This window comes from Sinorhizobium sp. NFACC03 (assembly GCF_900103435.1).
Classification (GTDB): domain Bacteria; phylum Pseudomonadota; class Alphaproteobacteria; order Rhizobiales; family Rhizobiaceae; genus Ensifer.
Genome location: NZ_FMXF01000006.1, coordinates 49,209 through 62,132 on the forward strand (window position 1 = coordinate 49,209; position 12,924 = coordinate 62,132).

Annotated in this window: 10 protein-coding genes; 4 read left to right on the forward strand and 6 right to left on the reverse strand. The window is 62.7% G+C overall.

The window, feature by feature from the left end:
- The first annotated feature begins 36 nt into the window (after window positions 1–36).
- Both leuC and BLU35_RS11210 read left to right on the forward strand, forming a co-directional pair.
- Complete coding sequence (gene leuC / locus BLU35_RS11200; RefSeq protein WP_057254927.1) at window positions 37–1,446, forward strand: 3-isopropylmalate dehydratase large subunit; 1,410 nt, start codon at window positions 37–39, stop codon at window positions 1,444–1,446.
- Between the two features lie 260 nt (window positions 1,447–1,706).
- A complete protein-coding gene (locus tag BLU35_RS11210; RefSeq protein ID WP_093233081.1) occupies window positions 1,707–2,243 on the forward strand; it encodes a SixA phosphatase family protein in 537 nt (178 codons plus the stop codon).
- A gap of 18 nt (window positions 2,244–2,261) precedes the next feature.
- Here BLU35_RS11210 and BLU35_RS11215 read toward each other — a convergent pair whose 3' ends face one another.
- Window positions 2,262–2,810 (reverse strand): L,D-transpeptidase family protein, encoded by a 549-nt coding sequence (locus BLU35_RS11215; protein ID WP_082640740.1) that lies wholly within the window; start codon window positions 2,808–2,810, stop codon window positions 2,262–2,264.
- Window positions 2,811–2,953: 143 nt separating this feature from the next.
- Between BLU35_RS11215 and BLU35_RS11220 the strand changes: the two genes are divergently transcribed.
- Both BLU35_RS11220 and BLU35_RS11225 read left to right on the forward strand, forming a co-directional pair.
- Window positions 2,954–3,637 carry a response regulator transcription factor gene (locus tag BLU35_RS11220; protein WP_034802783.1) on the forward strand — a complete coding sequence of 228 codons (684 nt, stop codon included), beginning with the start codon at window positions 2,954–2,956 and terminating at the stop codon, window positions 3,635–3,637.
- A 120-nt stretch (window positions 3,638–3,757) separates the two neighbouring features.
- Window positions 3,758–4,213 (forward strand): cyclic nucleotide-binding domain-containing protein, encoded by a 456-nt coding sequence (locus BLU35_RS11225; protein ID WP_058325735.1) that lies wholly within the window; start codon window positions 3,758–3,760, stop codon window positions 4,211–4,213.
- Between the two features lie 22 nt (window positions 4,214–4,235).
- On the opposite strand, the gene BLU35_RS11230 is transcribed toward BLU35_RS11225, so the two are convergent.
- The 5 genes from BLU35_RS11230 to BLU35_RS11250 form a co-directional block, all read right to left on the reverse strand.
- Window positions 4,236–6,419, reverse strand: a complete 2,184-nt coding sequence (locus BLU35_RS11230; RefSeq protein WP_093233082.1) for a TonB-dependent siderophore receptor — start codon at window positions 6,417–6,419, stop codon at window positions 4,236–4,238.
- 340 nt (window positions 6,420–6,759) lie between these two features.
- The gene (locus BLU35_RS11235; RefSeq protein ID WP_058325733.1) at window positions 6,760–7,566 is read right to left on the reverse strand and encodes an exodeoxyribonuclease III; all 807 of its coding nucleotides are present in this window, start codon (window positions 7,564–7,566) and stop codon (window positions 6,760–6,762) included.
- Window positions 7,567–7,741: 175 nt separating this feature from the next.
- Window positions 7,742–8,404: an outer membrane lipoprotein carrier protein LolA gene (locus tag BLU35_RS11240; RefSeq protein ID WP_057254933.1), complete on the reverse strand. Its 663-nt coding sequence runs from the start codon at window positions 8,402–8,404 to the stop codon at window positions 7,742–7,744.
- A 192-nt stretch (window positions 8,405–8,596) separates the two neighbouring features.
- Complete coding sequence (locus BLU35_RS11245) at window positions 8,597–11,251, reverse strand: FtsK/SpoIIIE family DNA translocase (RefSeq protein WP_093233083.1); 2,655 nt, start codon at window positions 11,249–11,251, stop codon at window positions 8,597–8,599.
- 232 nt (window positions 11,252–11,483) lie between these two features.
- Complete coding sequence (locus BLU35_RS11250) at window positions 11,484–12,908, reverse strand: ammonium transporter (RefSeq protein ID WP_057254935.1); 1,425 nt, start codon at window positions 12,906–12,908, stop codon at window positions 11,484–11,486.
- Window positions 12,909–12,924: the final 16 nt, after the last annotated feature.

Here is a 12,924-nt window from a genome sequence, read left to right on the forward strand (position 1 = left end):
TCCCTACCTTTTGAAAAACTCGATGGATATACCGCCATGAGCGCACCGCGTACCCTCTATGACAAAATCTGGGACGACCACCTGGTCAACGAACAGGAAGACGGCACCTGTCTTCTCTACATCGACCGTCACCTCGTTCACGAAGTGACGAGCCCGCAGGCCTTCGAAGGCCTGCGCATGGCCGGCCGCCAGGTCCGCGCCCCGGAAAAGACGCTTGCCGTCGTCGACCACAACGTTCCGACCTCGCCTGACCGCCACCTCGGCATCAAGAACGAGGAAAGCCGCATCCAGGTCGAGGCGCTGGCCAAGAACGCCGCCGAGTTCGGCGTCGAATACTACTCCGAGAACGACAAGCGCCAGGGCATCGTGCACATCGTCGGCCCGGAGCAGGGCTTCACCCTGCCGGGCATGACCATCGTCTGCGGTGACAGCCACACTTCGACGCACGGCGCCTTCGGTTCGCTGGCGCACGGCATCGGCACGTCCGAGGTCGAGCACGTGCTCGCCACCCAGACGCTGATCCAGAAGAAGGCGAAGAACATGCTGGTGCGCGTCGACGGCCAGCTTCCGCCCGGCGTCACCGCCAAGGACATCATTCTTGCCATCATCGGCGAGATCGGCACGGCCGGCGGTACCGGCCACGTCATCGAATTTGCCGGCGAAGCGATCCGCTCGCTATCGATGGAAGGTCGCATGACCATCTGCAACATGACGATCGAAGGCGGCGCCCGCGCCGGCCTGATCGCGCCGGACGAGACGACGTTTGCCTATATCAAGGACAAGCCGCGCGCGCCGAAGGGCAAGGCCTGGGACATGGCGCTCGACTACTGGAAGACGCTGCACACGGACGAGGGCGCCCATTATGATCGCGTCGTCGTGCTCGATGCTGCCAACCTGCCGCCGATCGTTTCCTGGGGTTCCTCTCCGGAAGACGTGATTTCGGTTCAGGGTATCGTGCCCAACCCGGACGAGATCCAGGAAGAAACCAAGCGCGCCTCCAAGTGGCGTGCGCTCGACTATATGGGCCTGAAGCCGGGTACCAAGATCACCGACATCGGTATCGACCGCGTCTTCATCGGCTCCTGCACCAACGGCCGCATCGAGGACCTGCGTGAAGTTGCCAAGGTGGTGGAAGGCCGCAAGGTTGCTTCGACGGTTTCGGCAATGATCGTTCCGGGCTCGGGCCTCGTCAAGGAACAGGCGGAAGCCGAAGGCCTCGACAAGATCTTCAAGGAAGCCGGCTTCGACTGGCGCGAGCCGGGCTGCTCCATGTGCCTGGCGATGAACGACGACCGGCTGAAGCCGGGCGAGCGTTGCGCGTCCACGTCGAACCGCAACTTCGAGGGACGTCAGGGCTTCAAGGGGCGCACGCATCTGGTCTCGCCGGCAATGGCGGCGGCCGCTGCGGTTTCGGGTCACTTCGTCGACATCCGCGAATGGAAATAAGCCGGATCTGAGCTTTTCCGGCGCAAATGGCCGCCCCTCGGGGCGGCCTTTTTTGTTGTCCGCACGTCGGCGCCCCGCGCGGGTCGGCGAATTGCGCTAAGCTGCCTGCTCACAAGTCTACAGCGCCGCGCGTCTTATCAGACGCGCAAAGGTCGCTGTAGCACTTTGAATTGCTGCATGTTTTTGTCCTTAAATCGGCTACGATTAAAGGAAACATGCAGTAGGAACGGTTGGCCGAAGGGCGTTTGGGAGGACGACGGATGAGCGACGATCTGCCTGCACAAAGCTACTGCCTGATGCTGTTGCGCCATGCCAAATCCGCCTGGCCCGATGGTGTCGCCGATATTAATCGTCCGCTCGGCGAGCGTGGTCGCAAGGCGGCGCCGCTGATGGGAAAGTACATAGCCCGGCATAAGCTCGTGCCGGATCTTGCACTGGTTTCGACCGCCAAGCGCGCGCAAGAGACCTGGCAATTGGTGGCGTCCGCCCTGTCGTCCGAGGTCGCGGTCGAGAATACCCGTGCGATCTACGAGGTGGGCGCCTCGCAGATCCTGAGCGTTCTGCGCGCGACGGATCCGGCTGTCAGGACTTTGCTGATCGTCGGCCATAATCCCGGCATGGAAGATCTGGCGCACGAACTCGTCGGCTCCGGCGATGCGGATCTGCGCATACGCATGGCGGACAAGTTTCCGACGGCCGCCCTTGCGGTGCTCGAGTTCGAAGCTGTGGGCTGGCGTGAGCTTATGCCCGGCGGCGCCAAACTCGCGCGTTTTGTGACCCCGCGCTCGCTCGACTGAGTTGTTTGCAGGCCTGGATCAAAGCACCCGCACGACGGTGCCGCGCCGCATATGAGGCATCAGCCGCGACATGGCGGGCAGGCTGACCGCGACGCAGCCCTGCGTCGGTTCATAACCCGGCCGGATCAGGTGGAAGAAGATCGCCGAACCGGCATTTCGACGGCGTGCGAGGAGGTTCCAGTCCATCACCAGGCAGATGTCGTAGAGCCCGTCTTCGCGCATCATCTCTTCGTGGCTCGGTGAGAAAGGTGCCATGACCGGACGGTTGTATTGGGCGTGACCTGGGGCGTCGCACCAGAGCATGTCCTTGCGCGTCGCGCGCGTCGGCAGTGGTGTCGGCGGCAGAAAGAGACGATCGCGCCTGACATAGCCGCCGATCAGCTTCATGGCGGCACGCGGCGTGGCGCCGTCGCCTTCACGCTTCAGGCTGGTAATGCCGCTTCGTCCGATCGCCGCCTGCTCGACGCGGCCATCGAAACACACCAGGGCCCGCTTTCGATCGCGCGGCGCCGGGCGGACTGTGATGATGGACTTGGCTGGTCTTTTTCCCGACGTTTTCTTGCGCATCATTCTCACGGATTTTTGCTTTGCCCGTGATTTGGGCGGCACCATAAGCACGGTTGCAGGTATAAGGACTTACCGACGCTGGCTCGCTTGCCAACACGGGCATTTGAGCTAGTTTGAAAACGGAAGCAAACAGGAATTGTCCCATGGCGACCCGTACCATTCTTCTTGTCGATGACGACAATGACCTGCGCGAGACATTGGTCGAGCAGCTCTCACTCTATGAAGAGTTCGATCTCATCCAGGAAGCGACCGCCGGCAAGGGCATCCAGACCGCGCGGGCGCAGCAGGTGGACCTCTTGATCATGGATGTCGGCTTGCCCGACATGGATGGCCGCGAGGCGGTGAAGCTTCTGCGCAAGGGCGGCTTCAAGGCGCCGATCATCATGCTGACCGGGCACGACACCGATTCGGATACGATCCTCGGTCTCGAGGCCGGCGCCAACGACTATGTCACGAAGCCGTTCCGCTTCGCCGTGCTGCTTGCCCGTATCCGTGCGCAGTTGCGCCAGCATGAACAGAGCGAGGATGCGACCTTCAGCGTCGGGCCCTATACGTTCAAGCCCAGCCAGAAGCTGCTGACGCTGGAAAACGGCCAGAAGATCCGCCTCACCGAGAAGGAAGCGGCGATCATCCGCTACCTCTACCGCGCCGACCAGAAAGTGGTGACGCGCGACGTGCTGCTCGAAGAGGTCTGGGGCTACAATTCCGGCGTCACGACACACACGCTCGAAACCCACGTCTACCGGCTGCGCCAGAAAATCGAGCGGGACCCTTCCAATGCCGAGATTTTGGTGACAGAGAACGGCGGCTACAAGATCGTACCGTAGCCGGGGTGGGGAAGGTGCGAAGCGGTTTGCCGCCCGAATCCTGCTCCATGTCATCTAGACTGATCGTGCGCGATCCGGCTCGCTTGGGGTCGGGTGCCGTGATTTCGGGAGGTTAGCCGTTTGGCGCTCAACGACGATATCGTGCTTCTGTCCAACGTCCCGCTGTTTGCCGATATCAGCGAGGACAAGCTGCGGCTGATCGCCTTTGGAGCGGAGCGACGTCGCATCTTCAAGGGGCAGGAACTGTTTCGCGAAGGGGCGCCGGCGGATTGCGCCTTTGCCATTGCCAGCGGCAGCCTGTCCTTGTCGAAAGTTGGCGTCGATGGTTCCGAGGCGACGGTTTCGACGGTCGGCCGCGGGGCGCTGCTGTCGGAACTGGCGCTGATCTCGATGGTCGAACGCAAGTTCACGGCGACCGCCGAGGAAGACAGCGAGGTCATCCGCATCAACCGGCCGCTCTTCCGCCGCATGTTGGAAGAGTACCCGGAAGTGGCAGAGCTCGTCGAAGCCCGCATCCGCGAGAACCTGCAGGCGATGATCCGCCGGGCCGGCGCGCTCGCCGGCCGCTTTGTTTGAAGTAAGTAACGGCTTCCGGCTGCTACCACCGATATTTCAGCGAACCGAGTACCGTGCGGCCCTGGCCGAAATAGCAATAGCCATCGGTGCAGACCTCTTCGCGGCGATCGCCGAGATTGGTGGCGCTGACGGCGAGCGACAGCCCGTCGAGGTCGGGGTTCTTGACGCTGAAGTCGTAGGCGATCGAGGCGTCGAAATAGACGGCACCACCGTTCCTGGCGGTATTGGCATCGGATGTGTAGGAGCTTGATGCCAGGCGCACGCCGCCGCCGAGGCTCAGGCCCGCAAGCTGCGTGTCGTCGGGCAGCAGATAATTGACCCACAGCGATGCGACATGGCGCGGCTTCGTCGACGGCACGTTGCCGATCAGCGACGGGTCGACATTCCCGGTGATTTCGGCGTCGTTGTAGGTGTAGGCGGCGATGACGCTCAGGCCGTTGTCGAACTCCCGGCGTCCTTCCAGTTCGAAACCGTTGGTCGTCACCTCGCCTGCCGACTTGTAGTAATAGCCGACGGGAAGCGATGCGTCCGATACGTATTGCGCAGCACCGGTTTCGACGATCCGGTAGTAGGCCGCACTCAGCGAATAGGCCCCGCCTTCCGGCTGGTATTTCACGCCAAGCTCGATCTGCTCGCCGGTCGTCGGATCAAGCACTCTGCCGTCGGCCGAAAGTTCGGTGCGCGGCACGAAGGAGGTGCTGTAGCTGGCATAGGGTGCGATGCCACTGTCGAAGAGATAGAGAAGACCAGCCTGGCCGGTGAGTTCGCCATCGTCCTTGCGGTCGACGACGCCGATGTTCTTGTCGGTGCTCGTCTGGTCGACCCAGTCATAACGAAGGCCGCCGACGGCGCGCCAGTTGCCGAACTCCGCCTGGTCCTGGATGTAGATGCCGGTCTGCCGAAGATCCCGCCCGCTGAAGCTGGTGAGCGCAGGCGTCGGGCCGCTGATCCCAAAGGTGGGGTTGTTGAGATCGAAACGATAGGCCGGATCGACGGCTCCGAAGCCGAGACCGAAATCGGAGGTGATCCACGTATAGTCGAGGCCGGTCAGGAGCGTGTGCGAGACTGCGCCGGTATCGAAGATGGCCTCGAGCTGATTGTCGATCTGGTAGGCGCGCTGGTCGTCCTTGATGGCGACGGGCGAGCGATCGAAGACGTCGGGTGCCACCTCAGTCCCGAACTGCAGGTAACGGGCTCTCAGATCGAGATCGCTGACGCGGCCGTGCTGGCGGAAGGTCAGGCTATTGTCGAATTCGTGCTCGAATTTGTAGCCGGCCTGATACTGCCGAACCTTCTGATAGTCGTAGTCCGGGTCGCTGTAGCGCAGAAGCCGGCCATCATGTTCGAGCACCCGCGGGCTGGCGTCGCTCTCGCCTTTCTGCGCGAGACCATAGACGGTCAGCGACGTGCCCTCGTCGGGCTTCCAGGTAAAGGAGGGCTGCAGCAGGTAGCGGTCGTCGGCGACGTCGTAGTTGGTCTCGCCGTTCCTGAGGAGCCCGACGATGCGATAGAGAAAATCGCCATCGGCCGTTGCCGGCCCGCCGATGTCGAAGGCGGCCTGGGTGCGTCCGATCGTGCCATATTGCAGCTCGACCTCGCGGTGCGTCTCCTCCTCGGGCATCTTCGATATGCGATTGACGATGCCGCCGACGCCGGCCGCGCCGTACATGACCGAGACCGGACCCTTGACGATCTCGATTCGTTCGAGGCCGTAGACCTCCGTCGGAAAGGTTCCGTAGTTCATGTAGGGCTGGCGCAGGCCGTCGCGGAAGTCACCGGTCGTCGTCGTCTCGAAGCCGCGGATGTAGATCTGGTCGAAGCGCGGATCGAAGCCGAAGGCGCCGGTGGTGACGCCGGCGGCGTAACGCGTCGCCTGGATCATGTCCTGCACGCCGCGCTCTTCGAGTTCCTTGCGCGTGACCACCGAGACGGAGCGGGGCGTTTCGATCAGCGGCGTGTCGGTCTTCAGCGCCGAGACGTTGCGCGTCGGCACGATTGTATCGTTATCCTCAGCGATCGTCGCGGCTGTCTTGCCGGCCGTCACCTCGATTTTTTCCAGCCGTGTCGTCTTCTGGCTTTCGGCCGACTGCGCATAGGCCGCAGTCGACGAAAGGAATACGGCGGCAGCGCTTGCAGCCAGGACGGTGCTTGCGGAGAGCGCGCGGCGCGACGCGCGCATGAAGTGGATCGGCAAGGTCTTTCGCATGTCTGGCCCTCTTGCGGGCGCACGAAAGCCCTCCGGCGAGAGCAAAGCGCCCCAATATCCGAGCGAGATGAGGAAAAGTGCGTGCGGTTTTCCGCCCGCATCTCGCTCTCATTTCTGAGAATCGATCACGTTTATGATTGTGGGTCGAACGACCCACAATCATCGTGATCTAGTGAAAACGACGGCTGATCTGCCGTCGGAGGCGGTGTCCCCGCCGCCCGAAAAGAGGGATAGTCCGTTTGGAAATGCGCATCAAGAAAAATATGATTCTTTTAGTCATGTTTATCTTGATGAAAACGACAAGCGCTCAAGGCGCGTGCCGCCGCTTGGTGAGAAGCGGTCAGATATCGAAATGCGCGATGACGGGCACGTGGTCGGAGGGGCGTTCCCAGCCGCGCGCTTCGCGCAGGATATCGACGTGCTTCAGCGCCGGCGCCAGGTCCGCGGAGGACCAGATGTGGTCGAGCCGGCGGCCGCGGTCGGCAGCTTCCCAGTCCTTCGCCCGGTAGCTCCACCAGGTGTAGAGCTTGGTCGGGGACGGTGTGTGTTGGCGCATCAGGTCGACCCAGCCGCCGCCGTTCATCACCGTCGTCAGGCCTTCGGTTTCGATGGGCGTATGGCTGACGATCTTCAGGAGCTGCTTGTGCGACCAGACGTCGTCTTCCAGCGGCGCGATGTTGAGGTCGCCGACGAGGATCGAGGAGATGCCAGCCTCGGCTTCCGCATGCAGCAGCTTCATCTCTTCGACGAAATCGAGCTTGTGGCCAAATTTCGGGTTGATGCTGCGGTCCGGCTCGTCGCCGCCCGCCGGGACATAGAAATTATGCAGACGGATCTTCTTGCCGCCGGCCTCGAAAACAACCGAGAGGTGGCGGGCGTCGCCGACGCCGCAATAGTCGCGGCGGTCGCTGAGCTCATGCAGGGGCAGGCGCGAGATCGTCGCCACGCCGTGATAGCCCTTCTGGCCGTGCATCTCGATATGATTGTAGCCGAGCGCTTTCAGCGGCTTGGAAGGGAACTGGTCGTTCGGGCACTTGGTTTCCTGTAGGCAGAGGATGTCGGGTTGCCAGGTCTTCAGGAGATGCTCGACCAGCGGCATGCGCAGGCGAACGGAGTTGATGTTCCAAGTGGCGACGGAAAGGGCCATGCGTCATTCCCTGATCGGCTGGGGCCGGACGCTTGCGAAGGGAACGCCGGCTCGGGATGGATGTTTGACCCGAGCTTTAAGCAGGTCCGGCGCGCCGGGACAAGGAATGCATGAAGAAGGCCGCACTAAACCGCGCGTCTTGTGGGCGCGTATAGGTTCGTAGCGCTTGAATCGCTCAGCCGCCCCGCTTGTTACGGACCTCGTCGTAGGGGATCTGGAAGACCTTGTCGTCCAGCGCCATCCCGGTCTGGACATTGAAGATCATGACCGATGTGTCCTTCTTCTGCGCATCGGTGATCGTCCACTGGCGCAGATCATAGGTCTTCGGGTCGAACATCATGGTGATGGTCGAATCGCCGAAGATCGAGCGGTCGCCAAGCACGATGGTGATGAGGTCGGACTCTTCCTTGACGTCGCGCACCATCTTGCCGGTCAGGTCGATCTTCTCGCTGAGCAGCAGATTGAGCGGTGTCTTCGACAGCGGATAGATGTCCCAGGTCTTGAGCTTCATATTGCCGATGACCACCGACTTGCCGTCGGCAATGACACGCATCGGCGAGGGGGCCTCGTAGTTGAAGCGGATGCGGCCGGGGCGGCGGATATAGAACTTCCCGCCGGTCTGCTCGCCGCGCGGGCCGAACTGCACGAACTCGCCGGCCATCGTCTTTACCGAGGAGAAGTGATCGGCGATCTTCTGGGCGGCTCTCGGCGCCTGGGCGAAGGCCTCAGCGATGTCGAGACCGGTGCCGCCGATGCCGGCGAATGCCGCAAGCCCGCACACGAAGAGGCGGCGCGAAATTACCGGGTGGTTGCGCTCGCCGTTCTTGGTCTCTGTCATCTCAGTCTCCTTCATTTACGGATCATCTGGAGCGCAAGTGCGGCGCCTTCAAGGCGCTACTTTCGAGCTTTAGGGCTCGCGCTCTCACATGACCGTTACCAGTTCGGCCCCGCAATCCGGTGCGGGATTGCCGTGTTGATCTATCGGCGTAAATCCGGACGAAAAATGCCCCGAGATCCTGCCGAAATTGCTTTATTCCTCGGTCGGAACCAGTATTTCGCGTTTTCCGGCGTGGTTCGCCGGGCCGATGATGCCTTCCTGCTCCATGCGCTCGATCAGCGAGGCGGCACGATTGTAACCGATCCCGAGGCGCCGTTGAACGTAGGACGTGGAAGCCTTGCCGTCACGCAGGACGACGGCGACCGCCTGGTCGTAAGGGTCGTCCGAATCGGCGAGATTGGAGGTGCCGGCCGGGCCGCCGCCTTCGCCATCCTCGTCATCATCCTCGGTAATCGCGTCGAGATATTGCGGCACGCCCTGGGTCTTCAGATAGGCGACGACCTCTTCGACCTCGGTGTCGGAGACGAAGGGACCGTGGACGCGCTGGATGCGACCGCCGCCGGCCATGTAGAGCATGTCGCCCATGCCGAGCAGCTGTTCGGCACCCTGTTCGCCAAGGATCGTACGGCTGTCGATCTTCGAGGTGACCTGGAACGAGATACGGGTCGGGAAGTTAGCCTTGATCGTGCCGGTGATGACATCGACCGAAGGGCGCTGCGTTGCCATGATCACGTGGATGCCGGCGGCACGCGCCATCTGGGCGAGACGCTGGACGGCGCCTTCGATATCCTTGCCGGCGACCATCATCAGGTCGGCCATTTCGTCGATGATGACGACAATGTAGGGCAGCGGCGTGAGGTCGAATTCCTCGGTCTCGTACATGGCTTCGCCCGTCTGGCGGTCGAAGCCGGTCTGCACCGTGCGGGTGATCTGCTCGCCCTTGGCAAGCGCCTGCTCGACGCGGCTGTTGAAGCCGTCGATGTTGCGTACGCCGATTTTCGACATCTTCTTGTAGCGCTCTTCCATCTCGCGCACCGTCCACTTCAGCGCGACCACCGCCTTCTTCGGGTCGGTGACGACGGGCGAAAGCAGGTGCGGAATGCCGTCATAGACGGAGAGTTCGAGCATCTTCGGGTCGATCATGATCAGCCGGCACTGGTCCGGGCGCAGGCGATAGAGCAGCGACAGGATCATGGTGTTGATCGCCACCGACTTACCCGAACCGGTGGTACCGGCGACGAGCAGATGCGGCATCTTGGCGAGATCGGCGACCACGGGTTCGCCGCCGATCGTCTTGCCGAGCGCCATGGCGAGGCGCGCCTTGGAGGTCTCGAAGTCGCGCGAACCGATGAGCTCACGCAGGTAGACGGTCTCGCGCCGCTGGTTCGGCAGTTCGATGCCGATGGCGTTGCGGCCGGGAACGACGGCGACGCGGGCAGCGATCGCGCTCATCGAGCGGGCGATGTCATCGGCAAGGCCGATGACGCGGGACGACTTGATTCCGGGCGCCGGCTCCAGTTCATAGAGGGTTACGACCGGGCCGGGGCGGACGTGGATAATCTCGCCCTTGACGCCAAAGTCCTCAAGCACACCCTCGAGCATGCGGGCATTCTGTTCAAGCGCGTCCGGTGAGAGCGATGCGTCGCGGCCGACGTTCTTCGGTTCCGCAAGGAAATGCATTGGCGGCAGCGTGAAGTCGCCATCGTCCTCGACGAAGGAGCGTTGGGCTTCACGCTCGATCCGCTGGCCAGTCTTCGGACGGGGAGCCGGCGTTGCCACGCGCGAGCCCGACTTCGGCAGACCCTGCTTCGGCGGTGCTGCCCGCGGCGCCCAGTCGGCTGCCGGATCGTCGTCTTCGTCGTCGGGCAGGATGCCGGCGGGGCGACGCTCGTCGATGTCGAAGGGCATGTCGTCGTCCTCGTCATCGGCCATGATCGGCGGCGGCGTGACGATGCGGCGTTCGGAGCGGTCGAGCGAGGGTTCGATGCGGTCGCCGGCGGCCATCGGCTTCGGCCGAACCGGCTCGTTCAGCGTGCCGAACTCGTCGTTGTTGAAATCGTAAGGCTCGTCATACTGGCGCTTGGGCGAACTGCGCGTGCCGCTCATGCCGAAAATGCGGCGCACGCGTGCGTGCATGGTGTAGCGCATATGGGCGAAGGAGCCCATCAGCAGGGTGAAGGGGCCCTCGCTGTCGTCCTCGTCCAGCTCGTCGCGAACGGTGCGCGCCTTGCTCGGCGTCGGCTCGACAACCTCTTCGTCTTCCTCTTCATCGCTGACGCCGATGAGGCCGGCGCTGTAGATCAGGCACCAGGCGGCCGGTGCGGCGAAGATGCAGGCGAGTACGGTCGCGAGCGTGCCGGTCGGGAAGGCGCCGGTGAAGAGTGCCGGGAAGCGAAGAATCATGTCGCCGAAGACGCCGCCGAGGCCGTTGGGCAGCGGCCAGGTGATCGGGGCGGGGACGCAGCTCAGCGCCGCGCCGGCAAGCACGGAGCCGATGAACCAGACGCCAAGGCGCTTGAAGGTCTTGTCGAAGCGCTTGCCGCTGATCAGCACCAGCGCCCAGGCGACAGCCGGCAGAAGGGCGACGACGCTGGCAAGGCCGAAGAACTGCATGAAGATATCGGCAAAGGCCGCACCCGGATAACCAAGCACGTTGGTCGGTGCTTCCGATGTGGCGTAGGAGAAGCTCGGGTCGGCGACGTTCCATGTCGATAGCGCCGCGACGGCCAGCGCCAATGCGCCGAACAGCGCAAAGCCCGCCAGCGACGCGATCTGTCGCCAAACGAAGGTGGTTAGCACGAACCGGTTGGAACGGCTGTCAAGCGTTGCCTGATTGCTTCTGCTCATGTTGCCTGCTGCCCGTCTCGATCTCTAGGGCGCATTGCGCGCCATAGAATCAACCTAAGCGGAGTACGGTTAATGCGACATTAACCATGCGTAGTTGCCGCTAAAATAGCGGTGGTTGACCTGAAGATCGGCATGAAAAAGCCCGGACCTTTCGATCCGGGCCAAGGGCGATCCGCATCAGACGGATCGCGACGGGACTATGAGCGGCGCCAGATTCGACGCTGCAATCCGCTTAGATGTGGTAGGCGGCTTCGCCGTGGGACGAGAGGTCGAGGCCTTCGCGCTCGGCTTCGACGGAGACACGCAGGCCGACGATCGCGTCCACGATCTTGAAGATGATGAGCGAACCGATGCCGGACCAGACGACGGTGACGAGTACGCCCTTGAGCTGCGCCAGGACCTGGGTTGCCACGCCGGGATAGCCCGCCGCGAAATCCGCGGTCGAGTAGTCGACGATGCCGGCACCGCCGAGCGCCGGATTGACAAGAATGCCCGTGGCGATCGCGCCGAGGATGCCGCCGACGCCATGAACGCCGAAGACGTCAAGGCTGTCGTCGTAGTTGAACTTGTTCTTCACGACGTCGACGAAGAAGTAGCAGACGGGGGAGACGATGAGACCGAGCACGATCGCGCCCATCGGGCCGGCAAAGCCAGCGGCCGGCGTGATCGCGACGAGACCGGCGACGGCACCGGAGGCCGCACCAAGCATCGAAGCCTTGCTGCGGACGAGCGTTTCGACGACCGCCCAGGAGATGATGGCAGCGGCAGTTGCGAGGAATGTATTGATCATCGCGAGGCCGGCATAGGCGTTGGCTTCAAGGTTGGAGCCGGCGTTGAAGCCGAACCAGCCGACCCAGAGCAGCGATGCGCCGACCATCGTGAGCGTCATCGAATGCGGAGCCATGATTTCCCTCTTAAAGCCCGTACGCTTGCCGAGCAGAATGGCGCCGACGAGGCCGGCAATACCGGCATTGATGTGGACCACGGTACCGCCGGCAAAGTCGATAGCGCCGAAGGAGAAAATCAGGCCGGTCGGAGCCGTGTAGGCGCTCGGGCCGCCCCAGAACCAGACCATGTGGGCGATCGGGAAGTAGACGAAAGTGACCCAGAGAATGACGAACAGGACGACGGCCGAAAACCGGATGCGCTCGGCAAAGGCGCCGACGATCAGCGCCGGCGTGATGCAGGCGAAGGTCATCTGGAACACCACGAAGACATATTCGGGGATGAACACGCCCTTGGAGAAGCTCTCGGCGAGCGTTGTCGTATCAACGCCGGCAAGGAACATCTTCGAAAAGCCGCCGACGAACGGGTTGAGCGAGCCGCCGTCAGTGAAGGCCAGCGAGTAGCCGTAGGTGACCCAGATAATCATGACGATCGCGGTGATCATCAGTACCTGCATCAGAACCGACAGCATGTTCTTGGCGCGCACCAGGCCGCCGTAGAAGAGCGCAAGGCCCGGAACGGTCATGAGGAGCACGAGAATGGTGGACAAGAGCATCCAGGTGGTATCGCCCTTGTCGGGAACCGGGACGGCGGCAACAGCCTCCGTTGCAGCCGGTGCTGTTTCCTGTGCGAAGGCGACAACCGGCGCAAGCAAGGCGGCCGTCAGCGCGCCGAGGCGTCCAAGAGAGGTGGAAAGTTTCGTAGATGACATCGAGTAGTGCTCCCTG

Bases quoted from the DNA above. Each gene is read 5' to 3' on its own strand.
- BLU35_RS11250 (WP_057254935.1), bottom strand. From the start codon at position 12,908: ATGTCATCTACGAAACTTTCCACCTCTCTTGGACGCCTCGGCGCGCTG.
- BLU35_RS11245 (WP_093233083.1), bottom strand. From the start codon at position 11,251: ATGAGCAGAAGCAATCAGGCAACGCTTGACAGCCGTTCCAACCGGTTC.
- BLU35_RS11230 (WP_093233082.1), bottom strand. From the start codon at position 6,419: ATGCGAAAGACCTTGCCGATCCACTTCATGCGCGCGTCGCGCCGCGCG.
- BLU35_RS11210 (WP_093233081.1), top strand. From the start codon at position 1,707: ATGAGCGACGATCTGCCTGCACAAAGCTACTGCCTGATGCTGTTGCGC.
- BLU35_RS11235 (WP_058325733.1), bottom strand. From the start codon at position 7,566: ATGGCCCTTTCCGTCGCCACTTGGAACATCAACTCCGTTCGCCTGCGC.
- BLU35_RS11240 (WP_057254933.1), bottom strand. From the start codon at position 8,404: ATGACAGAGACCAAGAACGGCGAGCGCAACCACCCGGTAATTTCGCGC.
- BLU35_RS11215 (WP_082640740.1), bottom strand. From the start codon at position 2,810: ATGCGCAAGAAAACGTCGGGAAAAAGACCAGCCAAGTCCATCATCACA.
- BLU35_RS11220 (WP_034802783.1), top strand. From the start codon at position 2,954: ATGGCGACCCGTACCATTCTTCTTGTCGATGACGACAATGACCTGCGC.
- leuC (WP_057254927.1), top strand. From the start codon at position 37: ATGAGCGCACCGCGTACCCTCTATGACAAAATCTGGGACGACCACCTG.